Consider the following 24,570-nt stretch of genomic DNA (forward strand, 5'->3'; position numbering starts at 1 on the left):
GTTTTTTCTTGCCCGCAATTTGAGCGCAACGGTCACACCTGCTGACATTTGCGGTGATTGCCGCATCGGCGATGGCTGCCTAGGCTGAGTGCATCGCCCAAGGAGTTCGCCCATGTCCGCACCGCTGGCCTCACTGAAGATTCTCGATTTCTCGACCTTGCTGCCGGGGCCGTTCGCCTCGTTGCTGCTGGCGGACATGGGCGCCGAAGTGCTGCGCATCGAATCGCCGACGCGTATGGATCTGCTGCGGGTGCTGCCGCCGCACGATGGCGGGGTATCGGCCAGCCACGCTTACCTGAACCGCAACAAGCGCAGTCTGGCGCTGGATCTGAAACAGCCCGAAGCGCTGCAGATCATCAAGCAGTTGCTGGGTGAGTACGACATCGTTCTCGAGCAATTCCGCCCCGGGGTGATGGAGCGTCTGGGTCTGGGTTATGAGGCGTTGAAGGCGATCAACCCGCGGCTGATTTACGTGTCGATCAGCGGTTACGGCCAGACCGGGCCGTATAAAGAGCGCGCCGGGCATGACATCAATTATCTGGCGCTGGCCGGGCTGGCCAGTTACACCGGACGCGCCGACAGCGGGCCGTTGCCGCTGGGCATGCAGGTGGCGGATGTGGCTGGCGGCTCGTTGCACGGGGTGATCGGCTTGCTGGCGGCGGTGATCGCTCGCCAGCAGAGCGGGCAAGGCACTCATCTGGATGTGAGCATGACCGATTGCGCGTTCAGCCTGAACGCCATGGCCGGCGCGGGATATCTGGCCTGCGGCGTGGAGCCGGGTTGGGAGGACCAGGTGCTCAATGGCGGCAGTTTCTATGATTATTACCGCACCCGGGATGGGCGCTGGATGTCGGTGGGCAGTCTTGAGCCGGCGTTCATGCAGCAACTGTGCACGGCGCTGGGCCGGCCGGAGCTGGCGGCGCAGGGATTGTCGCCCAGGCCTGAGCAGCAACAGGCGCTGAAAGAGGCATTGCGGATCGAATTCGAACGACATGATTTTGCTGAACTGTGTGAGCTGTTCGCCGGAGTCGATGCCTGTGTCGAACCGGTATTGAATCTGGGCGAGGCGTTGCGCCATCCGCAGTTACAGGCGCGGGAGTTGGTGACCCAAGTGCCGCGCGGCGATCGCACGACGCAGGTGCAGATGGCTTGTCCGTTGAAATTCTCTGAAGCGCTGCCGGCGCCGAGGCATGTCGGCGCGGGGTTGGGGCAGCATACGGATGAGGTGCTGGGGGAGTTGGGGCTTGGTGCTGAGCGAATTTCCGAGCTGCGTTCCGCCAAGGTGATTTTGTAGCGACCATACTGGCGCCTTCGCGAGCAGGCTCGCTCCCACATTTGAAATGCATTCCCCTGTGGGAGCGAGCCTGCTCGCGAAGGGGCCAGCCGATGCTCTACAAATCTGTCATTCCACCCGCATCTCACCACTGAACACCAGGGTACTGCGGCAGCGCCGGCACAAATACCGCCGCCCTTGCCGTACCAGGCCATGGCGCTGGGCGGTAAACGGGAAGTCACTGTCGGGGCACGGGCATTTGTAGATATAGCGGGTCACGCTGCGCCGCTTGATCTCATAGGTATGGCAGCGGTCGGGCGGCAGTTCGTAGACGCCGCGCATGATCAATTGCCACTCCTCGCCATGGGGCTGAATGCGGTCGCCGAACAGTTGGTGAGCGATCAGGTGCGCGACCTCGTGGGCCACGGTCTGCTTGAGGAAATGTTCGGTGTTTTCCCGGTACAGCTGCGGGTTGAAGCGCAGCAGGTTCTCGTGCAGATGCGCGACACCGGCTTTCTGCCCGCGCAGCTTGAGACTGACGACGGGGCGTTTGAAGGAACGTTTGAAAAAGGATTCAGCGAGTTGGTAACAATCTTCGACGCGGGTATTGAGTTGCTCGGGCATGCTTGATGGATCTCCAGAGAAGCCGAGTATGCCGCAACCCCGGCGACTTGCGAATCGCCGACCTGCCGAATGGTCGTCGCCCAACGAGAAGGCCGCCTTGCGGCGGCCTGTATTGGCAGATGTTGTTTTTCTCAGGGAGGAAACGGGTCAATTGGTATAGACGGGCCCGACACCCAGCCCCCAGATGATCACGGTAAACGCCATGATCGCCACCAGCACCACCAGCCCGACCGCGAGCACTGAGCTGGAAAACAGAAAACCTTCATCCGCAGGAATGTTCATGAATGTCGGCAGGCCGACGTACAGCAGGTACACCGTGTAGCAGATGGCCGCCGTGCCGACGATCATCCCCAGCCACATGTGCGGATACAGCGCCGCCAGGCCGCCGACGAACAACGGAGTCGCGGTGTAGGTGGCAAACGCCACGCAACGGGCCAGGCTCGGATTGGCGTCATAGGTGCGCGCCATCCAGTGCACGAAGGCGCCCATCACCGCGACCCCGCCGAGCATCGCCAGGTACGACATGATGGTCATCCACAAGGCGCTTTCGAACGTCAGCATCACCGGCGCGCGGTTGCCGATTACCCAGCCGACCTGGGTCGTGCCGATGAACGCCGAGACAGCGGGGATCGCCGCCAGAATCAGCGTGTGGGTCAAGTACATGTGGCTGATGCTTTCCTCTTGGTCGCCACGGATCTCCTTCCATTCCTGATCGGGGTGGGTAAACAGTCCCACTACGTGATGGATCATGCCATTCACTCCTCTTGTCATTGCCATCGCCCCCCAACGGAGCGCCTACGGGCCAAGGTGGCCGAGCAAATACAGGTCTAAACACGTGTGCGACCTTATGTCGCAGTATAGAAAGGACTCCAGCGCACCGGTATGCCGGGCTTAGAGCAAATCGCGCTGTAAACAAGGGGCTTAATCGCAGTTGTAGTTGTTGGAGCTGCGGCGGGCTGCGATCTTTTGATCGGGTTTTTTACAAGCAAAAGATCGCAGCCTTCGGCAGCTCCTACGTTCAAGGCAGCATTCCAGGTTACGGACGGTCGGGATCCATGCTTCGCGCTACTGGGGTTTTTGCGTAAAATGCCGGCCTTTCGTCACACCTCACGGATTTCGCGTCATGGGCACTCTTACGGTCAACCAGAACAAACTGCAAAAGCGCCTGCGCCGCCTGGCCGGCGAGGCGGTCGCCGATTTCAACATGATCGAAGACGGCGACAAGGTCATGGTCTGCCTGTCCGGGGGCAAGGACAGCTACACCATGCTCGACGTGCTGATGCACCTGCAGAAGGTTGCACCGATCAAGTTCGACATCGTCGCGGTGAACATGGACCAGAAACAGCCGGGCTTTCCCAAGCACGTGCTGCCGGCCTACCTGAAAGAACTGGGCATCGAGTATCACATCGTCGAGAAAGACACCTACTCGGTGGTCAAGGAGCTGGTGCCGGAAGGCAAGACCACCTGCTCGCTGTGCTCGCGCCTGCGTCGCGGCACGCTGTACACCTTTGCTGACGAGATCGGCGCGACGAAAATGGCCCTTGGTCATCACCGCGACGACATCGTCGAGACATTTTTCCTCAACATGTTCTTCAACGGCACCCTGAAAGCGATGCCGCCGAAACTGCGCGCCGACGATGGCCGCAACGTAGTGATTCGTCCGCTGGCGTACTGCAACGAGAAGGACATTCAGGCCTACTCGGACTTCAAGCAATTCCCGATCATTCCGTGCAATCTCTGCGGCTCGCAGGAAAACCTGCAGCGCCAGGTGGTCAAGGAAATGCTTCAGGACTGGGATCGCAAGACCCCGGGCCGCACCGAATCGATTTTCCGCAGCCTGCAGAACGTGGTGCCGTCGCAACTGGCCGACCGCAACCTGTTCGACTTCACCAGCCTGAAGATCGACGAGACCGCAGCTTCGCGTTTCGTCAATGTCGTCAATCTGTAAACCCGATCCAGATGTGGGAGCGAGCCTGCTCGCGAAAGCGGTGTGTCATTCAGCCCAAGTGTTGACTGATCCAACCCCTTCGCGAGCAGGCTCGCTCCCACAGGGATCTGTTCGTTTCATTCAATAGGAGAGGGCATGCGCGATTACAAGTGGCTGCACGAATACTGTCTGAACCGTTTTGGTTCGGCGGCTGAACTGGAAGCCCATCTGCCCGTTCCCAAGACCCCCGCACAATTGCGCAAGATCCGCGACGATCGCTACCTGTCGACCATGGCCCTGCGGGTGTTTCGCGCCGGGCTCAAGCACAGCCTGGTTGACGCCAAGTGGCCGGCGTTCGAAGAAGTGTTCTTCAAGTTCGATCCGGAGAAAGTCGTGCTGATGAGCGCCGAGCACCTGGAGCGGCTGATGCAGGACGCGCGGATCATCCGCCATCTCGGCAAGCTGAAAAGCGTGCCGCGCAACGCGCAGTTCATCCTCGATGTGGAAAAGGACAAGGGCAGCTTCGGCGCGCTGATCGCCGACTGGCCGGTGACCGATATCGTCGGCCTGTGGACGTACCTGAAGAAGCATGGCCATCAACTCGGCGGGCTGTCGGCACCGCGGTTTTTGCGCATGGTCGGCAAGGACACGTTCGTGCCGAGCTACGACGTGGTCGCGGCGCTGAATGCGCAGAAGATCGTCGACAAAGTGCCGACCAGCCAGCGTGATCTGGCAACGGTGCAGAACGCCTTCAATCAATGGCACGAACAAAGTGGCGGACGGCCGATGAGCCAGATCTCGATGATGCTGGCCTACACCGTGAACCATTAAGACCGAGTCGCTGCATTCGCGAGCAGGCTCGCTCCCACAGGGGAATGCATTCCAGATGTGGGAGCGAGCCTGCTCGCGAAAGCGGTTGTTCAGGCGACGCTGATCTCGCCTTCACCCGCCAATTTGCGATTCAGCTGATAGCGCCAGCGCACATACAGCAACGCCGAGCAGAACACCGCCAGGCTCGCGGCCATTTCCAGCAGGCCGAACAGCTGCCGGTTGGGGTCGTACGCCGCCAGTGCACCCTTGATGAAATACAGGTTCACCACAAAACACATCCACGAATGGCCACGGGCGCTGCCCATGATCATCGCCGGGGCGAGGACCAGCCACGGGATCAGTTCGACCAGCAGAATCACCCACGGCCGCGCGCCATGCAGGTCGGCGAACACCAGGTAATAAACAGCGAGCAACCCGGCGAGGGCGAAAAAGCTCAGCAGGCTGAGCACGCGCATCGCCTTCACCCGTGGCTCAAGCCACTCTATCGAAGGCAGGATTTTCGGCTTCTTCGCCATCAGCCCACCAGCTTCTGCGCGGTTTTCGCCAGACGCAGACCGAGTGCGCGGCACAGCGCCACTTCGTGCTGATCGAGACCGTTCTTGCCGTCAGCACCAGCGTGATGGCTGGCGCCGTAAGGCGTGCCGCCACCTTCGGTTTCGAGCAGCGCCGATTCACTGTAGGGCAGGCCGGTGATCAGCATGCCGTGGTGCAACAACGGCAACATCATCGACAGCAGCGTGGTTTCCTGACCGCCGTGCAGGCTGGCGGTGGAAGTGAACACACCGGCGGGTTTGCCGACTAGCGCGCCGGTCAGCCAGAGGTTGCTGGTGCCGTCCAGAAAATATTTGAGCGGCGCGGCCATATTGCCGAAACGCGTCGGACTGCCCAGGGCGAGACCGGCGCAGTTCTTCAGATCGTCGAGGCTGGCGTAGAGCGCGCCTTCATCGGGAATGTCCGCGGCCACCGCTTCGCACTCGGTGGAAATCGCCGGCACTGTGCGCAAACGCGCTTCCATTCCGGCCTGTTCGACACCTCGGGCGATCTGCCGGGCCATCTCGTTGGTCGAACCGCTGCGGCTGTAATAGAGCACCAGAATGTACGGCGTGCTCATGGCAACAACTCCAGCACGTTTTCCGGCGGGCGACCGATGACGGCTTTGTCGCCGGCCTCGAGAATCGGCCTCTCCATCAGTTTCGGATGCGCAGCGATGGCTTCGATCAATTGCTGCTCGCTGAGGCTGGCGTCGGCCAGGTTCAGGGTTTTGTATTCCTCTTCACCGCTGCGCAGCAGCTGCCGCGCGCTGATCCCGAGCTTGCCGAGCAGGGTCTTGATCTGCGCGGCGCTGAGCGGCGTTTCCAGGTAGCGCACGATGGTCGGATGCAAGCCGCGGGCTTCGAGCAGTTCCAGCGCGCCGCGGGATTTCGAGCAGCGCGGATTGTGATAAAGCGTCAGATCGGTCATGGCGGGTCGCTTCTGGCGTAAAGTGGCGGCTATTCTAACTGTGCGGCGCGCAATCCAGAACCGTCAGAGGCGATGGGTCGCAGGCGCTTTCGAATTTTCACAAGGAACACGACATGACAAGGCGATTGGCAGCGGCATTGACCATTATCGGGGCGTTGATGCTGGGGGGCTGCGGCAATGATTACGGGATCGACCAGAACGGCCAGAAGGTAGCGTCCGAACGTCTCGACAAACATTGGATTGTGCTTAATTACTGGGCCGAATGGTGTGGCCCTTGCCGCACGGAAATCCCCGAGCTCAACCATTTGGCTAACGAACTCAAGAGCAAGAACGTTGGTGTTTTCGGGGTCAATTTCGACAATGTGCAGGGCGCGGAGCTGAAAGAAGCCAGCGAAAAACTCGGCATCAAGTTCACCGTGCTGGCGCAGGATCCGGCAGAGCTGTTCGACCTGCCGCGCAGTGAGGCGCTGCCGGTGACCTTCATCATCGATGACAAGGGCAAGGTGCGTGAACAGTTGCTGGGTGAGCAGACGGCGGCGGGGGTGATGGCCAAACTCGAGTCGTTGCAGGCTACGCAGTAAACCGCCAGAAGCCCCTCACCCCAGCCCTCTCCCCGAGGAGAGGGGGCCGACCGAGGTGTCTTGCGTCATACGTCGACCTGAGACACCGAGTCGATCATGCATCCGCCAAAGACGATCTGATCGATTGGGGATCTGCAGAAAACAAGTCGATCAGGGATTCAGCGAGAAGCTTCCACGTCGGCGTATCTCTTCAATATTCCCCAATCGGTTCCCTCTCCCTCTGGGAGAGGGCCAGGGTGAGGGGCTTGACGATTCAAGCCATCAACCCTCTTCCAGCCACCAACGCAACGGCTTGCCTTCAGCCGGCCAGAAGCGCACCTGCTCGATCGGCGAAATGTCCCAGCGCTCGACTTTTTCCAGCGCCTGTAAAAATCGCTGTTCCTGCTCCATCAGCGCCGGGGCGCAGAGCTTGCGGGTTTTGCCGATCTTGCCGAAGGTCAGCTTGTCGCCGTCCTGCGTATAGGGCGCGAACCAATGGTTGCAGCCGCCGTTGCCGTAGGCGCGGCCGTCATCGCCGAGGGTTACGGTCAGATGGCTGTAATCCATCAACGGCCGCTCGCCGATCCATTCCAGAATGTAGCTGCGGTTGTGCTGCAGTTGCACCGGCTCTGCGGCGCAACCGACCAGGCCGACACCGATCAGTGCGGTCAGGGCAAAGCGTTTCATCACGCGGGCTCCTGGCATTTCGGGCACAGGTGTTTGTCGCCAACGGCTTTCCAGCCCAGCTCGGCGATGCGTGCGGTGGCAGCCGGTTTTTCTGCGGTTTTGCCAAGTTTGGCATCCACGGCAAATTCGAAGCTCAGCTCTTTCGCGCAGCTGTCGCAGTGGACCTGCCAGGTGTGAATGGCCAGTTCGCCGAACACCGGGCCTGTGGTCATCGCGGTCCATTGACCCGGCGGGTTGATCAGATGGCGGACTGTGTCGACGGTCAGGCGCATGGACAAATCCTTGCTGCCTTTGAGCGTGACCAACAGGGCATCGCCGATGCGGATCGAGCCACCGTTGCCGGTCACCTGATAGCGGCCCGGAACCAGGGCGCGGCATTCGGTGAGGGTGTGTTGCGGGTTCATCAGGGTGTAGCGGAAATCGTGTTCGACCATGGGTCCTCCAAATATGCGCGACATGCTAGCACGGGCTCGATTGCAGAATGATGCACGCGTGCGACCTTCGATCCGGTTCAAATGCACCGACAGTCATGGCAAACTGCCGGCCCCCGAATCTGAAGGAACGGAACATGGCGCTGATCGAATGTTATGAATGCAAGCGGAGCATCAGTTCCGAAGCGCTGGTGTGCATTCACTGCGGCGCCCCGATGGCCGAGCACGCCGCCATGCAGGCGCAGTCCATTGCGGCATCGGCGCAGACCTCGACGATTTCCTTCGGCAGCCTGCCACGCAACAAGGCTGTGCCCGAAGCGGTTGTACCGCCAGTGGCCGAGCCGTTACCGAAAGTGATGCCCGCAGCAGCAGGGCGCCGTCGTCGTCAGCAGGCGGCAGAACAGGCTCGCCAGGCACAACAACCGCTCAACGCCGATGGCAGCCGTCCGGTGGAAGGCTGGCTAAAAATCATGGTGTTTCTGTTGCCGGCGTTTTTCGTCTGGTTCTTGCTGCGCAGCGGCCATTCGAGCAAGCAGCGCCTGCTCGGTTTCGGTTGGCTGGGCTTGCTGATCCTGGCGTCTTCGCTGCCCAAGTAAGGCGCTTCAACCCTCGACCTGGTTCTGCGGCGCACCTGCCGCCCAGGTCGCGATGTTGTGCAGCGTGGTCGCGGCAATCGCGCCCAGTGCTTCGCGGGTCAGAAAGGCCTGATGCGCGGTGATGATCACGTTGGGAAACGTCAGCAGGCGTGCCAGCACATCATCCTGCAACGGCAGGTCGGAGCGATCCTCGAAAAACAGCTGCGCCTCTTCCTCGTAAACATCCAGCCCCAGATACCCCAGTTGACCGTCCTTCAGCGCGTCGATCAGCGCCGGGGTGTCCACCAGACCACCGCGCCCGGTGTTGATCAGCATCGCCCCCGCCTGCATGTGCGCCAGTGACTGGCGATTGATCAGGTGCTTGCTCTGCTCGTTGAGCGGGCAATGCAGGCTGATGATCCGCGACTGCGCGAGCAACTCCGGCAGGCTCAGATAACGCGCGCCCAAGGCCAGCACCTCGGGATTGGGATACGGGTCACAGGCCAGCAGTTCACAGCCGAATCCGTGCATGATTTTCGCGAAGGTTGCGCCAATCTGCCCGGTGCCAACGATGCCGACAGTTTTGCCGACCAGATCGAAACCGCTCAGGCCATGCAGGCTGAAATCACCTTCGCGGGTGCGGTTGTAGGCGCGGTGCAGGCGACGGTTGAGGGCGAGGATCAGCGCCACCGCGTGTTCGGCCACGGCGTGCGGTGAGTAGGCCGGCACACGCACGACGGCCAGGCCGAGGCGCTTCGCCGCCGACAGGTCGACATGGTTGTAACCCGCCGAACGCAGGGCAATCAGCCGCGTGCCACCAGCCGCGAGGCGTTCCAGCACCGGGGCGCTGAGGTCGTCATTGATGAACGCGCAGACCACTTCGTGCTGCTCGGCCAGCGCCGCCGTATCTACGCTCAGTCGCGCCGCTTGAAAGTGCAGTTCGAGCCCGGCCGGGCAGTCGGCGCCAAGGAAGCTGTCGCGGTCGTAGGTCTGACTGCTGAAAAAGATCGTGCGCATGAATCCTCCTGGAACATCGACGCGGGCCGCAATCGCCCGCGACAACTGTAGCGCTTTGCGCGCACCGTGCCTTGCCGTGGATCAGGCGCTGATACGCGCCTGCGCCGCGAGTCGGTTGATCGAGCGCTCCAGTTCATCCAGCGCGGCAGCGGCTTTCGGATCGTCCTGCTTGAGCAGGGTTTCACTGCGCTGGCAAGCCGCACGCAGTTGCGGCACGCCGCAATAACGGGTCGCGCCGTGCAGGCGGTGCACGCGTTCGAGCAAGGCATTCTGGTCGTGACTGTCACGCGCGGCGCGAATCGCTTCGCGGTCGGCTTCCAGCGAGGCCAGCAGCATTGCCAGCATGTCCGCCGCCAGATCCGCCTTGCCGGCCGCCAGACGCAAGCCCTCTTCGTGATCGAGTACCGGCAGTTCCTGCTGACTTGCCGCGCTGTCACCGCTGCGATCCGGCGCCTGATTGCGCAGGGCCAGTCCGGTCCACTTCAACACCACCTGCGCCAGTTGCCGCTCGCTGATCGGTTTGGTCAGGTAGTCGTCCATGCCGCTTTGCAGCAGCGCGCGTTTTTCGTTGGCCATGGCGTGGGCGGTAAGGGCGACGATCGGCAGCGGTGTGCAGTGCCGCTCGCTTTCCCATTGGCGAATGGTTTCGGTGGTCTGGCGACCGTCCATGCCCGGCATCTGCACGTCCATCAGCACCAGATCGAAAGATTCGCTCTGCACCGCTTTCACTGCTGCGTAACCACTTTCCACCGCGAGCACGCGGGCGCCCATGTCTTCGAGCAGGGTCTGCACCAGCAACAGATTGGCCGGGTTGTCGTCGACACACAGCACGCGCGGCGCACGACTCGACAGCGGCTCGCCCGGTTCGCTGCGGGTCTGGCGCGGATTGACCAGATCGGCCAGCGCCCGGCGCAATTTGCGCGTACACGCGGGTTTGGCTTGAAGCTGGCTGTGCGGGTTGGGCACCGACAGATGGAACAGCGTCTGCTCGGTGGTCGGGCACAGCACCAGCACTTTGCAGCCCAGGTGTTCGAGGTCCCAGATGTGCTGGTTCAAACGTTCCGGGAGCATGTCGTTGCTGGTGATGCCGATGACCGCCAGATCGATCGCCTGATCGGTCTGATGTGCGCCGGTGACGCCATTGCTCAGGCTTTCCAGGGTATTGAACGGCGTGACGTCGAGGCCGCAGTCCTCCAGTTGATGCTGCAAGGCCTGACGCGCCAGTTCGTGATTTTCCAGTACCGCCACGCGGCGCCCGAGCAATGGCGCGGCAGGCAGGTCTTCGGCGTCGTCGCGAGTCTTTGGCAGGCTCAGGCTGATCCAGAATTCCGAGCCTTCGCCCGGGGTGCTGTCGACGCCGATCTCGCCGCCCATCTGCTCGATCAGACGCTTGGAAATCACCAGCCCCAGCCCGGTGCCGCCGGGCTGCCGTGACAGCGAGTTGTCGGCCTGACTGAAGGCCTGGAACAACGCACGCACGTCCTGGCTCGACAGGCCAATGCCGGTGTCCTGAATGCTGATGCGCAGTTGCACACTGTCATCGTGTTCTTCTTCAAGCATCGCCCGGGCGACGATGGTGCCTTCGCGGGTGAACTTGATCGCATTGCTCACCAGGTTGGTGAGGATCTGCTTCAGACGCAGCGGATCACCGACCAGCGACAGCGGCGTGTCGCGATAGACCAGACTGACCAGCTCAAGCTGCTTGGCATGCGCCGCCGGGGCGAGAATGGTCAGGGTGTCCTGCAACAGATCACGCAGGTTGAACGGAATGTGATCGAGTACCAGTTTGCCGGCCTCGATCTTCGAAAAATCGAGAATCTCGTTGATGATCCCCAACAGACTGTCGGCCGACTTTTCGATGGTGCCCAGATAGTCGAGCTGGCGCGGAGTCAGTTCGCTTTTCTGCAACAAGTGAGTGAAGCCGAGAATGCCGTTGAGCGGGGTGCGGATCTCGTGGCTCATGTTGGCAAGGAATTCGGATTTGATCCGGCTGGCTTCCAGCGCCTCTTTGCGCGCCAGGTCCAGTTCGATGTTCTGGATCTCGATGGTTTCCAGATTCTGCCGCACGTCTTCGGTGGCCTGATCGACGCTGTGCTGCAGCTCTTCGCGAGCGTTCTGCAGGGTGCCGGCCATGCGGTTGATGCCGGAGGCCAGTTCGTCCAGTTCCTGACTGCCGAGGGGCGGCAAGCGGGTTTCCAGATGACCGTCCTTGAGTTGGGCGACGGCCTGTTTGATCTGGCTCAGCGGACGGTTGATGGTGCGGCCCATGCGCAACGCGAGGAGGGCGGCGCCGGCAAGTCCGGCGGCGATCAGCAGCAGGCTGGCGAACAGGCTGCGATAGCCGCGCAGCAACATGCCGTTGTGCGACAGTTCCAGCTCGACCCAGCCCAGCAGCCGTTCGGATTCTTCGGGGATGATTTCACCGGCAAGGTTGCGGTGCTTGCCGAACACCGGCATCAGGTAACGCGTTGCGTCATTGCCGCTGCGCCGTTGCAACAGAGCGCTGTCGCCGCTCGGCGCCTGATTGAGCATGGTCGGGCCAGCGTGGGCCAGTGGCGAGCGGTCCGCCGCGAGGAAGGTCACCGCACGCACATCCGGTTGTTCAAGGGATTGGGTGGCGACGCGTTCGAGCAGCTCGGCATCGCCGTGGCCCATTGCCGGTGCCACCAGCGGCGCCAGTTGCTCGGCAATCATTTCGCCGCGCTGCAGCAATTGGCTCTGCAGGTCGGTCTGCTGCGTCCAGGTGAAATAGCCACCCAGCACCAGCGCCATCAGGCTGGTCGGCAACAAGGTCAGCAACAGCACGCGACCTTTGATTCCCAGTTTCTTGAGCACGCCTATCTCCCGCATCCCGCTGATCTGTTGACACATGCGTGCATCCGGCACGCGACATGGGCGCAGTGTAGCGATTTGCAGGCGGGCAATCTTGCGGAAAATGCAGCGCCGCCCAAGCACGCGTTCGTCCGACAGGCCAAGCTTGTGTTGCCCGCTGTCGGACAATCTTGAATAATCCGCCAACTGAGAATTACTTGCAGATACTCATGACTCCTGTTTCCGCTGGCCAGCCACGCATCCTTTCCATTGAAGACGATCCGGTCCTCGGCGCCTATGTGCACGAGCATCTGGGCCGCAGCGGTTTTCAGGTGACCTGGTGCCAGAACGGCCAGGAAGGTCTCAATATCGCCCAGCGCCAGCCTTTCGACGTGGTGCTGATGGACATTCTGCTGCCCGGGCTCGATGGTCTGAAACTGTTGACGCAACTGCGCCAGAGCCATTCGACGCCAGTGTTGCTGATGTCCGCGCTGGGCGCCGAGGCCGATCGCATCAGCGGCTTCCGTCTCGGTGCCGATGACTACCTGCCCAAGCCGTTCAGCATGGCCGAGTTGCACGTGCGCATCGAAGCGATCCTGCGGCGAGTCGCACTGGATCGGCGCCCACCTGTGGTGGCTGCCGCGCAGGTCGGTGGCACCCTGCGTTTCGATGACCCACAGTGCGACGTGTTCTTCCGCGAGCAAGCGGCCGGGCTGACCCGCAGCGAATTCCGTTTGCTGGAAACCCTGCACCGCAACCACGAGGAAGTGCTGAGCAAAGCCTTCCTTTATCAGCACGTTCTGCAACGCGGTTTTGCTGCCCACGACCGCAGCCTCGATATGCACATCAGCCAGATCCGCCGCAAACTCAAAGCCATCGGTTACACCGAACGCGAAGTGCGCACGGTGTGGGGCAAGGGCTATGTCTTGAGCGGTGCCGATGAGATTGTCTGAGCTGCCGGGGCGGCATTCGCTGTTCTGGAAACTGGCGTGCCTGCTGGTGGCGTTCTGTCTGTTGATGATCTGGCTGAGCTGGTCGTGGGGGCGCTACATGGAAGAACGCAACCAGTTCCTCTCCAGTGAAGCGCGCCACACCCTCGGCCGTTATGCCGCACAAGCCGAACAGGCGTGGCAGCGCGGCGGGCGCGATGGTGTCGATGACTGGTTGCGAAGCATGGAATTGCGCGAGGCCAGTTGGGTCGGGGTGATCGGCGCTGATTTGCAGTCGCTGAGCAGCCAGCCGTTGAACGCCGCGGAGGTGCAGCACCTGACCTTTCTGCGTGGCCTCGACTGGCCGATCCACAAGAAGGGCCGGCCGTGGCTGCGCGTACCGTTTCCCGAGGATCCGGCGGCCGGCATTCTGGTCATCGAATTGCCCGAGCGCTTTGTTCCGGGCAAGTACCGGGTGTTCTGGCGCGTGATCACCAACGGCGTGATTCCCGGACTGTTCACCCTGTTGCTGTGTGTCGGCCTGTATCGCCTGCTGGTGGTGCCGCTGAACAACCTGCGCGAACAGGCCAACGCCTGGCGCGCCGATCAGTTGAACGTGCGCCTGTCGAGCGGCATCACCCAGCGCACGGATGAACTCGGTGAGCTGGCGCGGGCCTTCGATTCCATGTCCGAACGCCTGCAAACCACCGTCGCCCTGCAACAGCAGTTGTTGCGCGACCTGTCGCATGAGTTGCGCACGCCGCTGAGCCGCTTGCGCGTGGCCAGCGAGAGCGAACAGGGCCTGCCGCAACTGCGCGAACGCATCGGCCGCGAGGTGGACGGCATGCAACGCTTGGTCGAAGACACTCTGCAACTGGCCTGGCTCGACACCGACCGCTCGCCGTTACCAGAGGAAGCGATCCAGATTCAGGCACTGTGGGAAATGCTCACCGACAACGCCTGTTATGAAAGCGGCTGGCCGAGTCTGCAATTGCGATGCTCGGTCGAGGCATCGTGCTGGGTGCGCGGCAACCTCAATACCCTGGCGCAAGCGCTGGAAAACATCCTGCGCAACGCCATTCGTCACTCGCCTGAGGGCGGGATTGTGCGGCTGGATGGCCGGCGCGATGGTGAGTATTGGCATTTGTGGCTTGAAGATGAGGGCGGCGGCGTGGCTGAAGAGGATCTGCAGCGGATTTTTTCGCCGTTCATTCGACTGGACGGATCGCGGCCGGGGGATGGCGGGTTTGGGCTGGGGTTGAGCATTGCGCGTAACGCGGTGCAGCGCCAGGGCGGGTTGCTCTGGGCGGAAAATACCGGGGCGGGGTTGCGGTTGAATTTGCGGTTGTTGGCGGATGATGGTGTCGCCCATACGGACGCCTTCGCGAGCAGGCTCGCTCCTACAGTGGATTTACGTTCACCGCAGATTATTTGAACAACATAAATCCCCTTGTAGGAGTGAGCCTGCTCGCGATGTAGTCCATTCGCGCTCCCAATCCTGCTGACTTGCCGGAGTGGTCGTCTTTTTCTGTATGACATTTCCCAAGCTGCACCAGCGGTCATTTCAAGCCTCCTGAACGGTTTAGGCTCGTGCTTCACCAAACCTTCAAGGAATTGCGCATGAATGCATCCAGCCTTACCGGCAGCTCAGATGGCGATCGTTTCAATGAAGTGCTCGCGCTGATCCACAGTTCCAGACACAAGGCCATGCAAGCGGTCAATACTCACCTGATCGAGCTTTACTGGCAGGTGGGCGCGCATATCAGTCGCAAGATTGAGCGGGCGGAGTGGGGGGATTCGGTGGTTGGCCAATTGGCTGAGCATCTGGCTAAAACGCAACCGGGGTTGCGAGGTTTCACTAGGCGAAATTTGTTTCGGATGCGCCAGTTTTACGAGGCCTATCGGGGCGATGAGAAAGTGTCAGCACTGCTGACACAATTGCCGTGGACCCATAATTTGCTCATTTTGACGCAGAGTAAGCTCTCCCAAGAGCGCGAGTTTTATCTGCGGATGGCCATTCAGCAAAGGTGGTCTACTAGAGAGTTGGAGCGCCAATTCAAAACGGCGCTTTTTGAGCGAACCATCGCCGACCCAGCGAAAGCCTCCGCCGCGCTCAAACAAACGCACCCGGCAGCGCTTGATATATTCCGCGACTCCTACATGGTCGAATTTCTCGACCTGCCTTCTGCTCATTCTGAAACCGATCTGCACCAAGGGCTTTTGACGAGGCTGAAAGACTTCCTGATCGAGTTGGGTCGGGACTTCTGCTTTGTCGGCTCCGAATATCCGCTGCAAGTCGGCGGTCGGGATTTCGCTCTGGATCTTCTGTTCTTCCACCGGGGGCTCAATTGCCTGGTCGCTATCGAACTCAAGGTCGGGCGTTTCGAGCCAGAGTATCTGGGCAAGCTGGATTTCTATCTGGAGGCGCTGGATCGCAATGTCCGCAAGCCCCACGAAAATCCGGCGATCGGTGTGTTGCTCTGTGCCAGTAAAGAGGACGAGGTTGTCGAGTACGCCCTCAACCGCAGTCTTTCGCCCGCATTGATTGCGCAATATCAAACATGCTTGCCGGATAAACAGTTGCTGCAAGCCAAGCTCCATGAGTTTTATGCCTTGGATACGGCCCATATGGAAAACCCGACCAGCGATCCCTTATTCCCATAAACCATAAGCACCGCACTTTGCGTGATATGGCCTGCGCGGGTTTGCCGGTATGATAGGCGCCCCCGCACGTCTGGATTGCGAATACGCCATGACCCTGCAGTACCCAACCATCGCCGATTGCGTCGGCAACACGCCGCTGGTGCGTTTGCAGCGCCTGCCCGGCGCCACCAGCAACACCCTTTTGCTCAAGCTCGAAGGGAACAACCCGGCGGGTTCGGTCAAGGACCGGCCGGCGCTGTCGATGATCACCCGCGCCGAGTTGCGCGGGCAGATCAATCCCGGCGATACGCTGATCGAGGCGACCTCCGGCAACACCGGTATCGCTCTGGCGATGGCCGCTGCGATCAAGGGTTACAAGATGATCCTGATCATGCCGGACAACTCCAGCGCCGAGCGCAAAGCGGCGATGACCGCTTACGGCGCCGAGCTGATTCTGGTCACGCAGGAAGAGGGCATGGAAGGCGCCCGCGATCTGGCCCAGCGTATGGAAGCCGAAGGCCGTGGCAAGGTGCTCGACCAGTTCGCCAATGGCGACAACCCGGAAGCGCACTACACCACCACCGGCCCGGAAATCTGGCGTCAGACCCAGGGCAGCATCACCCATTTCGTCAGTTCGATGGGCACCACCGGGACCATCATGGGCGTCTCGCGCTACCTCAAAGAACAGAGCGACAGCGTACAGATCGTCGGCCTGCAACCGATGGAAGGTTCGGCCATTCCCGGCATCCGCCGCTGGCCGCAGGAATACCTGCCGAAGATCTATCAGGCTGACCGCGTCGATCGCATTGTCGACATGGCGCAAAGCGAAGCGGAAGACGTCACCCGGCGCCTGGCCCGTGAAGAAGGCATCTTCTGCGGCGTGTCCTCCGGCGGTGCGGTAGCAGCGATGCTGCGCCTGTCCCGAGAAGTTGAAAACGCGGTGATCGTTGCGATCATCTGCGACCGTGGCGACCGTTACCTGTCGACCGGCATTTTCGACGCGCCGAACTGATGGCCAGGCACGAACGAGGCCTGCGTTTCCAGCCCACGGGTGGCAGCAAGGCGCCGCAAATTCCGACCGGTAAAAAGCAGCGCTTGAGCATCGAGCGCCTGGCCAATGACGGTCGCGGTATCGCGTTTTTCGAAGGCAAAACCTGGTTCGTCCTCGGCGCCCTTGCCGGTGAAGAGGTCGAAGCGCGGGTGCTTGGCGCCCACGGCAAAGTGGTCGAAGCGCGCACCGAGCGTGTGTTTACCGCAAGCGACCTGCGTCGTCCGGCAGCGTGCGCGCACTTCGGCCGCTGTGGCGGTTGCAGCGTCCAGCACTTGCCCCATGCAGAACAACTCGCCCTGAAACAGCGCATGCTCGCCGAGCAGTTGTCGCGGGTCGCCAGTGTCGAACCTGAAGAGTGGGCAGCGCCGCTGACCGGCCCGGAATACGGCTACCGCCGGCGCGCACGCATCGCCGTGCGCTGGGACATGAAAGCGAAGAAGCTCGAAGTGGGTTTTCGCGCCGCCGGCAGTCAGGACATCGTCGCGATCAGTGAATGCCCGGTGCTGGTACAGCCCTTGCAGCCGATCATGACCCGTTTGCCGGAGATGTTGCGGCGCTTGAGCAAGCCCCAGGCGCTGGGTCATGTCGAGCTGTTCAGCGGTTCCTCATTGGCGGTGTTGCTGCGGCACATGGCGCCGTTGTCCGAAGCGGATCTGAGCATCCTCAAGGATTTCTGCCAGTTCCACGAGGCGCAGTTGTGGCTGCATGGCGAAGGTGAACCGCAACCGGTCGAGGCCGGTCAGAGCCTCGGTTATCGCCTGGAACAGTGGAATCTCGAGCTGGCTTATCGGCCGGGTGACTTCGTTCAGGTCAACGCCGGGGTCAACGAAGCGATGATCGCCCAGGCGCTGGAATGGCTGAGGCCGACGGCTGACGAGCGCGTGCTCGATCTGTTCTGCGGGCTGGGCAATTTTGCCCTGCCGCTGGCCAAAAGCGTACGTGAAGTGGTGGCGGTAGAGGGCGTGCAGACCATGGTCGAGCGTGCCGCTGCGAATGCCGTCAGTAACAATTTGCATAACACAAAGTTTTTTCAAGCCGATTTATCCCAGCCTTTGACCGATGCTCAGTGGATCGGAAACGGCTTTTCTGCGGTACTCTTGGACCCACCGCGTGACGGTGCTTTCGAGGTGGTGCGCAAGCTCGCGACCCTGGGCGCCAGACGGTTGGTATACGTGTCGTGCAACCCGGCTACGCTGGCGCGCGACACGCAGGAATTGATCAAGCAGGGCTACCGGTTAAAACGTGCCGGGATTCTCGATATGTTTCCTCAGACGGCACATGTCGAGGCCATGGCGTTATTTGAAGCGAGCCAGGACGGCTCGTCTGAATCCGTCTGATCTGTCCGCGCAGCGCTCGCCTGAGCCCCGCGAGCGCGAACGGACCCTGAGGATCAGCGATTTGACGCATTGAATCTGCGTCGTAGGGAAGGTAAAGCAGCATGGTACAGGTGAGAGCACACCAGCCGATCAACACCGACGGCAGTATCAATCTCGAGGCCTGGCTCGATCACGCGGTCAGTGTCGATCTGGCACTGGATCGCGAGGCCTTGAAAGAAGCCTGCGAGTTCGCCCGCGAGGCCGAACAGCAGTCCAACGCGAAGAAGAACCTGTGGGCCGAAGGCTCCGGCAGTTTCAGCACTGGCCTTGAGATCGCCGAAATCCTCGCCGACCTCAAGCTCGATCAGGATTCACTGGTCGCCGCCGTGTTGTATCGCGGGGTGCGCGAAGGGCAGATCGAACTGGCAGCAGTCGGCCAGCGCTTCGGCCCGGTGGTGGCCAAGCTGATCGACGGCGTGCAGCGCATGGCCGCCATCAGTGCCAGTCTCAGCCCACGGCAGTCAATGGTCATGGGCACGCAAGGGCAGGTCGAGAACCTGCGCAAGATGCTCGTGGCGATGGTCGATGACGTGCGCGTTGCGCTGATCAAACTGGCCGAACGCACCTGCGCCATTCGTGCGGTGAAAACCGCCGACGATGAAAAGCGCAACCGTGTCGCTCGCGAAGTCTTCGACATCTATGCGCCACTCGCGCATCGTCTCGGCATCGGTCATATCAAATGGGAGCTGGAGGACTTGTCCTTCCGCTATCTCGAACCCGATCAATACAAGCAGATCGCCAAGTTGCTCCACGAGCGGCGGCTGGACCGCGAGCGCTTCATCAGCGACGTGATGACCCAGCTCAAGGACGAACTGCAGGCCACCGGTGTCGACGCCGACATCAGCGGTCGCGCCAAACACATCTACTCGATCTGGCGCAAAATGCAGCGCAAGGGTCTGGAATTCAGCCAGATCTACGACGTTCGCGCCGTGCGTGTGCTGGTGCCGGAAATGCGCGACTGCTACACCGCGCTCGGCATCGTCCACACCCTGTGGCGGCATATCCCGAAAGAATTCGACGACTACATCGCCAACCCGAAAGAGAACGGCTACCGCTCGCTGCACACGGCGGTGATCGGCCCGGAGGGCAAGGTCCTCGAGGTGCAGATCCGCACCCATTCGATGCACGAAGAAGCCGAACTTGGCGTCTGCGCGCACTGGCGCTACAAGGGCACCGACGTCAAATCCGGCTCGAACCATTACGAAGAGAAAATCTCCTGGCTGCGTCAGGTTCTCGAATGGCACGAAGAGCTCGGTGATATCGGTGGTCTGGCTGAACAGTTGCGCGTCGACATCGAGCCTGATCGGGTTTACATCTTCACCCCCGACGGACACGCCATCGACTTGCCGAAGGGCGCGACGCCGCTGGATTTCGCCTACCGGGTGCACACCGAAATCGGCCACAACTGTCGCGGCGCGAAGATCAACGGCCGTATCGTGCCGCTGAACTACAGCCTGCAGACCGGCGAGCAGGTCGAGATCATCACTAGCAAACACGGCACGCCGAGCCGCGACTGGCTGAACCCGAACCTCGGTTACGTCACCACCTCCCGGGCGCGGGCGAAGATCGTTCACTGGTTCAAGTTGCAGGCTCGCGATCAGAACGTTGCGGCCGGGAAAACCCTGATCGAGCGCGAACTCAATCGCCTCGGCCTGCCGGCGGTGGATTTCGACAAGCTGGCCGAAAAGGCCAACATGAAAACCGCCGAAGACATGTTCGCCGCCCTCGGTGCCGGCGATCTGCGTCAGGCGCATCTGGTCAACCTTGCGCAGCAACTGGTCGAACCGGAGCGCGGCAACGAACAGTTGGAACTGATCCCGCGCAAGGCGACAGGTTACAAGCCGGGCAAGCGCGGCGATATCCAGATCCAGGGCGTCGGCAACCTGATGACGCAGATGGCCGGCTGCTGCCAGCCGCTGCCGGGCGATGCGATCGTCGGTTACATCACTCAGGGCCGTGGCGTGAGCATTCACCGTCAGGACTGCGCCTCGGTGCTGCAACTGGGCGGGCGCGAGCCGGAGCGGATCATTCAGGTCAGTTGGGGCCCGGTGCCGGTGCTCACCTATCCGGTGGACATCATCATCCGCGCCTACGACCGTTCCGGGCTGCTGCGTGACGTCTCGCAGGTGCTGCTCAACGAGCGCATCAACGTGCTCGCGGTCAACACCCGCTCGAACAAGGAAGACAATACCGCGCTGATGTCGCTGACCATCGAGATTCCCGGTCTGGATGCGCTCGGGCGGCTGCTGGGGCGGATTTCGCAATTGCCGAACATCATCGAAACGCGGCGTAACCGTACCCCTTGATGCGATCTCCTGTAGGAGCCGCCGAAGGCTGCGATCTTTTGATTTTGGTTTTTCAAGATCAAAAGATCGCAGCCTTCGGCAGCTCCTACATGGGTATATAGAGGCCTTTATGTACACCCTCGAAGACCTGCTTCATCTGATGTCCCGCCTGCGCGATCCGCAGTTCGGTTGTCCGTGGGACATCAAGCAAACCTACGCGACCATCGTCCCGCACACCCTCGAAGAAGCCTATGAAGTGGCCGATGCCATCGAGCGTGGCGATCTCGATCACTTGCAGGGCGAGTTGGGCGATCTGCTGTTTCAGGTGGTCTATTACAGCCAGTTGGCCAAGGAAGAGGGCCGGTTCGAATTCGCCGGGGTGATCGACAGCATCACGCGCAAACTGGTCCGCCGCCACCCCCACGTCTTCCCCACCGGCGATCTGTACGCGCCGCTCGACGTGCCGCGCTTGAGCGAAGAGCAGGTCAAGCAGCGCTGGGAACAGATCAAGGCGGAAGAGCGCGCCGAGAAAGCTTCGGCGCCCGAGCAGTTGTCGCTGCTTGACGATGTGCCGGCCACGTTGCCGGCACTGTCGCGCTCAGCCAAGTTGCAGAAGCGCGCCGGGCAGGTCGGTTTCGACTGGCCGGACGCCTTGCCGGTGCTCGACAAGGTCCGCGAAGAGCTCGATGAAGTGCTCGAAGCCATGTCGGAAAACGATCCGCTGGCGGTGGCCGACGAGATCGGCGACCTGCTGTTTTCCGTGGTCAATCTGGCCCGGCATCTGAAGGTCGATCCGGAAACCGCCTTGCGCGGCGCCAACGGCAAGTTTGAAAGACGTTTCCGTTTTATCGAACAGGCATTGCGCGACACCCACCGTCCCATGGAAGATTGCACCCTCGAAGAGTTGGACGCCCTCTGGGGCGAAGCCAAACGCCAGGAAAAGAATGAGCCCAGCTGCGGCTGAGCCGTTGCCCAAGTGAGTAAGCATTGATGAGCCTTTCCCTTCGCGACCAGTTGCTCAAAGCAGGCCTGGTCAACCAAAAGCAGGCCAAGCAGGTCAGCAAAGACAAGCAGAAGCAACAGCGTCTGGCGCACAAAGGCCAGGCCGAGCTGGACGATTCGCAGCAGCGCGCCGCCCAGGAAGCCATGGCCGAGAAGGTCAAGCGCGACCAGGAACTCAATCGCCAGCAGCAGGAGAAGGCCGAGGCCAAGGCCCGCGCCGCGCAGGTCAAGCAATTGATCGAGGTCTCGCGTCTGCCCAAGCTGACCACCGAGGACTACTACAACTTCGTCGACGACAAGAAGGTCAAGCGCATCTCGGTCAACACGCTGATGCGCAACAAGCTCAGCAGCGGTTCGCTGGCGATCGTGCATCACAACGGCGGCTACGAAGTGATCCCCCGTGAAGCGGCGCTGAAGATCCAGGAGCGCGACCCGCAGCGCATCGTCCAGCTCAACGTGCAGACCGAAGAGGTCAACGCCGAGGACGATCCGTACGCGGCCTACCAGATCCCTGACGATCTGATGTGGTAAATCCACGGCTGTAACAACGACGAACCCCGCTCATGGCGGGGTTTGTCGTTTTCAATGCTGTGTTGTTTCAAGCGGATTTCAATTCTCTTTGCTGTTCCTGCACTTCCAGCTCGGCCTTGTAGTTGTGGGCATCGATCTCGTTGTGAAACATGCCGACCAGCAAGTCTTGTTGATGCACGTCCCAGATACGGATACCGGCGGCCAGGCCTTCGTGGGACATATGTGAATCGTCGCGTTCAGTTACTTTTACAGTCATCTGCTAGCTCCAGATCTCAGGTTATCTGCACCAAGGCATGTGCAGGACTCTGTTATAGAATTTGTTAGCCAGCTAAGTAAACCGTTGATTGGCGCAAGGTGTTGTTGCGGATTTCGCAACAGTGCTGCAGGCCGCATAAACCGCGACATTCGGTCGCAGGGCGATTGGTTTCATGACAAAGGTTTCATTTTCAGGACACCGCAAACCCTGTGTAGGAGCTGCCGAAGGCTGCGATCTTGATCGTTCCCATGCGGAGCGTGGGAACGATCAGAGAATCAAAGTCAAAAGATCGCAGCCTTCGGCAGCTCCTACCCAGAGGATTTTTGTTGAGTCATGAGGTTTTCTGCAGGCCAAAAAAAAAACGCCCCGAACCAGTCGGGGCGTTTTCATGTGTGGCTCAGCTGCGGGGACTTACTTGCCTTCCCAGCGCTTCAGCACCAGCGTGGCGTTGGTGCCGCCGAAGCCGAAGCTGTTGCTCATCACGGTGTTGATGGTGGCGTTCTCGCGGGTCTTGGTGAGCACCGGCAGATCGGCCACTTCCGGGTCGAGCTCGTCGATGTTGGCGGAGCCGGCAATGAAGTTGCCTTCCATCATCAGCATGCAGTAGATCGCTTCGTGAACGCCGGCGGCGCCCAGCGAGTGACCGGACAGGCTCTTGGTCGAGCTGATCGCTGGAGCCTTGTCGCCGAACACTTCACGCACACCTTTCATTTCCGCGACGTCGCCGACCGGAGTCGAAGTGCCGTGGGTGTTCAGGTAGTCGATCGGGGTGTTGACGGTGGACAGCGCCTGCTGCATGCAGCGGATAGCGCCTTCGCCACTTGGGGCAACCATGTCGTAGCCGTCGGAGGTTGCGCCGTAGCCAACGATCTCGGCGTAGATCTTCGCGCCGCGGGCCAGAGCGTGTTCCAGCTCTTCGACGACAACCATGCCGCCGCCGCCAGCGATGACGAAACCGTCGCGGTCCTTGTCGTAGGCGCGGGAAGCTTGTTCCGGGGTGTCGTTGCGCTTGCTGGACAGAGCGCCCATCGCGTCGAACAGGAACGATTGGCTCCAGTGCTCTTCTTCACCGCCACCGGCGAAGACGATGTCCTGCTTGCCCATCTGGATCTGTTCCATGGCGGTACCGATGCAGTGAGCACTGGTAGCGCAGGCAGAAGCGATGGAGTAGTTCAGGCCCTTGATCTTGAATGGCGTGGCCAGGCAAGCGGAAACGGTGCTGCTCATGGTCCGCGTGACGCGGTACGGGCCTACGCGTTTCACGCCTTTCTCACGGAGGATGTCCAGCGCTTCCATCTGGTTCAGCGTGGAGGCACCGCCGGAGCCGGCGATCAGGCCGGTGCGCGGGTTGGACACCTGCTCTTCGGTCAGGCCGGAATCAGCGATGGCGTCTTTCATGGCCAGGTAGGCGTAAGCCGCTGCATGGCCGACGAAGCGATAGATCTTGCGATCGATCAGCTCTTCAAGGTTGAGGTCGATGGAGCCGGAAACCTGGCTACGCAGACCCATTTCAGCATATTCCGGGTTGAACCGGATGCCAGGGCGGCTTGCACGCAGGTTAGCGGAGACGGTCTCTTTGTCATTGCCCAGGCACGAAACGATGCCCAGACCAGTGATAACGACGCGGCGCATGCGAATAACCCTTAGAAGTTGTCAGTGGAGGTGAACACGCCGACGCGCAGGCCTTCGGCGGTGTAGATTTCGCGTCCGTCGACACTGACCGAACCATCGGCGATGGCCATGTTCAGCTTGCCCTTGAGGACGCGTTTGATATGAATGTTGTAAGTGACTTTCTTGGCGGTCGGCAGCACCTGACCGAAAAATTTCACTTCACCCGAACCCAGCGCACGGCCGCGGCCCGGCAGGCCTTGCCAGCCCAGGAAGAAACCGACTAGTTGCCACATGGCATCCAGACCCAGGCAGCCCGGCATCACCGGATCGCCTTCGAAATGGCAGGCGAAGAACCACAGGTCAGGGTTGATATCCAGCTCGGCGACCAATTCACCTTTGCCGTACTTGCCGCCTTCTTCGCTGATATGGGTGATGCGATCCACCATCAGCATGTTCGGGGCGGGCAGTTGCGCGTTACCTGGGCCGAACAGCTCACCGCGACTGCAGCGCAGCAGGTCTTCCCGAGTAAAGGCGTTTTGTTTGGTCATGCGAGCTCCTCAATAATCCCATGCGGCAGGTGGGGCAGATCTTCCCGACCGTTCAAGGCGTTCATGCCTCGAACCGGCAGCCTACTCATAGACTATTGCGTTGTGGTGAAAGTCACAGCACCAAGGACATGAATGTACACT

Annotated in this window: 25 protein-coding genes; 13 read left to right on the plus strand and 12 right to left on the minus strand. The window is 61.0% G+C overall.

Annotated elements, in window-relative coordinates; genetic code table 11:
* The first annotated feature begins 112 nt into the window (after window positions 1–112).
* On the plus strand, window positions 113–1,294 hold the full coding sequence (locus AC0Z4S_RS23505; protein WP_485624778.1) for a CaiB/BaiF CoA transferase family protein: 1,182 nt from the start codon (window positions 113–115) through the stop codon (window positions 1,292–1,294).
* 108 nt (window positions 1,295–1,402) lie between these two features.
* Here the strand turns inward: AC0Z4S_RS23505 and AC0Z4S_RS23510 are convergent, their stop codons facing one another.
* Entirely contained in the window at window positions 1,403–1,897 is a 495-nt protein-coding gene (locus tag AC0Z4S_RS23510; RefSeq protein WP_024013976.1) for a SprT family zinc-dependent metalloprotease, read from the minus strand.
* Between the two features lie 147 nt (window positions 1,898–2,044).
* On the minus strand, window positions 2,045–2,647 hold the full coding sequence (locus AC0Z4S_RS23515) for a Yip1 family protein (protein ID WP_253504494.1): 603 nt from the start codon (window positions 2,645–2,647) through the stop codon (window positions 2,045–2,047).
* Between the two features lie 373 nt (window positions 2,648–3,020).
* Between AC0Z4S_RS23515 and ttcA the strand changes: the two genes are divergently transcribed.
* Both ttcA and AC0Z4S_RS23525 read left to right on the plus strand, forming a co-directional pair.
* Window positions 3,021–3,845 carry a tRNA 2-thiocytidine(32) synthetase TtcA gene (ttcA, locus tag AC0Z4S_RS23520; protein ID WP_485624779.1) on the plus strand — a complete coding sequence of 275 codons (825 nt, stop codon included), beginning with the start codon at window positions 3,021–3,023 and terminating at the stop codon, window positions 3,843–3,845.
* A gap of 135 nt (window positions 3,846–3,980) precedes the next feature.
* On the plus strand, window positions 3,981–4,655 hold the full coding sequence (locus AC0Z4S_RS23525) for a DNA-3-methyladenine glycosylase I (protein ID WP_016773632.1): 675 nt from the start codon (window positions 3,981–3,983) through the stop codon (window positions 4,653–4,655).
* 89 nt (window positions 4,656–4,744) lie between these two features.
* On the opposite strand, the gene AC0Z4S_RS23530 is transcribed toward AC0Z4S_RS23525, so the two are convergent.
* Genes AC0Z4S_RS23530 through arsC form a run of 3 tightly spaced genes read right to left on the minus strand, consistent with a single transcriptional unit; the run spans window position 4,745 to window position 6,116 of the window.
* The gene (locus tag AC0Z4S_RS23530) at window positions 4,745–5,170 is read right to left on the minus strand and encodes a DUF2069 domain-containing protein (RefSeq protein WP_485624780.1); all 426 of its coding nucleotides are present in this window, start codon (window positions 5,168–5,170) and stop codon (window positions 4,745–4,747) included.
* Entirely contained in the window at window positions 5,170–5,766 is a 597-nt protein-coding gene (wrbA, locus tag AC0Z4S_RS23535; RefSeq protein ID WP_137213924.1) for an NAD(P)H:quinone oxidoreductase, read from the minus strand. The genes AC0Z4S_RS23530 and wrbA overlap by 1 nt, the downstream gene beginning before the upstream one ends.
* Window positions 5,763–6,116: an arsenate reductase (glutaredoxin) gene (arsC, locus tag AC0Z4S_RS23540; protein ID WP_485624781.1), complete on the minus strand. Its 354-nt coding sequence runs from the start codon at window positions 6,114–6,116 to the stop codon at window positions 5,763–5,765. Before arsC ends, wrbA begins: the two co-directional genes overlap by 4 nt.
* A 113-nt stretch (window positions 6,117–6,229) precedes the next feature.
* Here arsC and AC0Z4S_RS23545 point away from each other — a divergent pair, with 113 nt between their 5' ends.
* Window positions 6,230–6,697 carry a TlpA disulfide reductase family protein gene (locus AC0Z4S_RS23545; RefSeq protein WP_471880113.1) on the plus strand — a complete coding sequence of 156 codons (468 nt, stop codon included), beginning with the start codon at window positions 6,230–6,232 and terminating at the stop codon, window positions 6,695–6,697.
* A 261-nt stretch (window positions 6,698–6,958) separates the two neighbouring features.
* Here AC0Z4S_RS23545 and AC0Z4S_RS23550 read toward each other — a convergent pair whose 3' ends face one another.
* Both AC0Z4S_RS23550 and AC0Z4S_RS23555 read right to left on the minus strand, forming a co-directional pair.
* The gene (locus AC0Z4S_RS23550; RefSeq protein WP_471880114.1) at window positions 6,959–7,363 is read right to left on the minus strand and encodes an META domain-containing protein; all 405 of its coding nucleotides are present in this window, start codon (window positions 7,361–7,363) and stop codon (window positions 6,959–6,961) included.
* Window positions 7,363–7,797 (minus strand): hypothetical protein, encoded by a 435-nt coding sequence (locus tag AC0Z4S_RS23555; RefSeq protein WP_471880115.1) that lies wholly within the window; start codon window positions 7,795–7,797, stop codon window positions 7,363–7,365. Before AC0Z4S_RS23555 ends, AC0Z4S_RS23550 begins: the two co-directional genes overlap by 1 nt.
* 134 nt (window positions 7,798–7,931) lie before the next feature.
* On the opposite strand from AC0Z4S_RS23555, the gene AC0Z4S_RS23560 reads away from it, so the two are divergent.
* The gene (locus tag AC0Z4S_RS23560; protein ID WP_042607168.1) at window positions 7,932–8,390 is read left to right on the plus strand and encodes a hypothetical protein; all 459 of its coding nucleotides are present in this window, start codon (window positions 7,932–7,934) and stop codon (window positions 8,388–8,390) included.
* Window positions 8,391–8,396: 6 nt separating this feature from the next.
* Here AC0Z4S_RS23560 and AC0Z4S_RS23565 read toward each other — a convergent pair whose 3' ends face one another.
* Together AC0Z4S_RS23565 and AC0Z4S_RS23570 are read right to left on the minus strand one after the other, a co-directional pair.
* Window positions 8,397–9,386 carry a 2-hydroxyacid dehydrogenase gene (locus AC0Z4S_RS23565; protein WP_485624782.1) on the minus strand — a complete coding sequence of 330 codons (990 nt, stop codon included), beginning with the start codon at window positions 9,384–9,386 and terminating at the stop codon, window positions 8,397–8,399.
* A gap of 81 nt (window positions 9,387–9,467) precedes the next feature.
* Entirely contained in the window at window positions 9,468–12,221 is a 2,754-nt protein-coding gene (locus tag AC0Z4S_RS23570; protein WP_485624783.1) for a response regulator, read from the minus strand.
* Between the two features lie 206 nt (window positions 12,222–12,427).
* On the opposite strand from AC0Z4S_RS23570, the gene AC0Z4S_RS23575 reads away from it, so the two are divergent.
* The 8 genes from AC0Z4S_RS23575 (at window position 12,428) to AC0Z4S_RS23610 (ending at window position 22,014) form a co-directional block, all read left to right on the plus strand.
* Window positions 12,428–13,150: a response regulator transcription factor gene (locus AC0Z4S_RS23575; RefSeq protein ID WP_485624784.1), complete on the plus strand. Its 723-nt coding sequence runs from the start codon at window positions 12,428–12,430 to the stop codon at window positions 13,148–13,150.
* A complete protein-coding gene (locus AC0Z4S_RS23580) occupies window positions 13,137–14,561 on the plus strand; it encodes a histidine kinase sensor domain-containing protein (protein ID WP_485624785.1) in 1,425 nt (474 codons plus the stop codon). The genes AC0Z4S_RS23575 and AC0Z4S_RS23580 overlap by 14 nt, the downstream gene beginning before the upstream one ends.
* Before the next feature lie 185 nt (window positions 14,562–14,746).
* Window positions 14,747–15,790: a PDDEXK nuclease domain-containing protein gene (locus AC0Z4S_RS23585; protein WP_485624786.1), complete on the plus strand. Its 1,044-nt coding sequence runs from the start codon at window positions 14,747–14,749 to the stop codon at window positions 15,788–15,790.
* Window positions 15,791–15,878: 88 nt separating this feature from the next.
* Window positions 15,879–16,781, plus strand: a complete 903-nt coding sequence (gene cysM / locus AC0Z4S_RS23590) for a cysteine synthase CysM (RefSeq protein ID WP_041479583.1) — start codon at window positions 15,879–15,881, stop codon at window positions 16,779–16,781.
* Window positions 16,781–18,157 (plus strand): 23S rRNA (uracil(1939)-C(5))-methyltransferase RlmD, encoded by a 1,377-nt coding sequence (rlmD, locus tag AC0Z4S_RS23595; RefSeq protein WP_485624787.1) that lies wholly within the window; start codon window positions 16,781–16,783, stop codon window positions 18,155–18,157. Before cysM ends, rlmD begins: the two co-directional genes overlap by 1 nt.
* A gap of 101 nt (window positions 18,158–18,258) precedes the next feature.
* Window positions 18,259–20,502, plus strand: a complete 2,244-nt coding sequence (relA, locus tag AC0Z4S_RS23600; protein ID WP_039757831.1) for a GTP diphosphokinase — start codon at window positions 18,259–18,261, stop codon at window positions 20,500–20,502.
* Window positions 20,503–20,611: 109 nt separating this feature from the next.
* On the plus strand, window positions 20,612–21,445 hold the full coding sequence (gene mazG / locus AC0Z4S_RS23605; RefSeq protein WP_485624788.1) for a nucleoside triphosphate pyrophosphohydrolase: 834 nt from the start codon (window positions 20,612–20,614) through the stop codon (window positions 21,443–21,445).
* A 26-nt stretch (window positions 21,446–21,471) separates the two neighbouring features.
* Window positions 21,472–22,014, plus strand: coding sequence for a DUF2058 domain-containing protein (locus AC0Z4S_RS23610; RefSeq protein WP_016773645.1), 543 nt, complete (start codon window positions 21,472–21,474; stop codon window positions 22,012–22,014).
* A gap of 67 nt (window positions 22,015–22,081) precedes the next feature.
* On the opposite strand, the gene AC0Z4S_RS23615 is transcribed toward AC0Z4S_RS23610, so the two are convergent.
* From AC0Z4S_RS23615 to fabA, 3 genes are all read right to left on the minus strand, one after another.
* Window positions 22,082–22,270 (minus strand): hypothetical protein, encoded by a 189-nt coding sequence (locus tag AC0Z4S_RS23615; RefSeq protein WP_016773646.1) that lies wholly within the window; start codon window positions 22,268–22,270, stop codon window positions 22,082–22,084.
* 411 nt (window positions 22,271–22,681) lie between these two features.
* Window positions 22,682–23,902, minus strand: coding sequence for a beta-ketoacyl-ACP synthase I (gene fabB, locus AC0Z4S_RS23620; RefSeq protein WP_485624789.1), 1,221 nt, complete (start codon window positions 23,900–23,902; stop codon window positions 22,682–22,684).
* 11 nt (window positions 23,903–23,913) lie between these two features.
* Window positions 23,914–24,429 (minus strand): 3-hydroxyacyl-[acyl-carrier-protein] dehydratase FabA, encoded by a 516-nt coding sequence (gene fabA / locus AC0Z4S_RS23625; protein WP_024013962.1) that lies wholly within the window; start codon window positions 24,427–24,429, stop codon window positions 23,914–23,916.
* Between the last annotated feature and the right edge of the window lie 141 nt (window positions 24,430–24,570).

This window comes from Pseudomonas sp. 1L-B-1-E-C1, assembly GCF_057291835.1.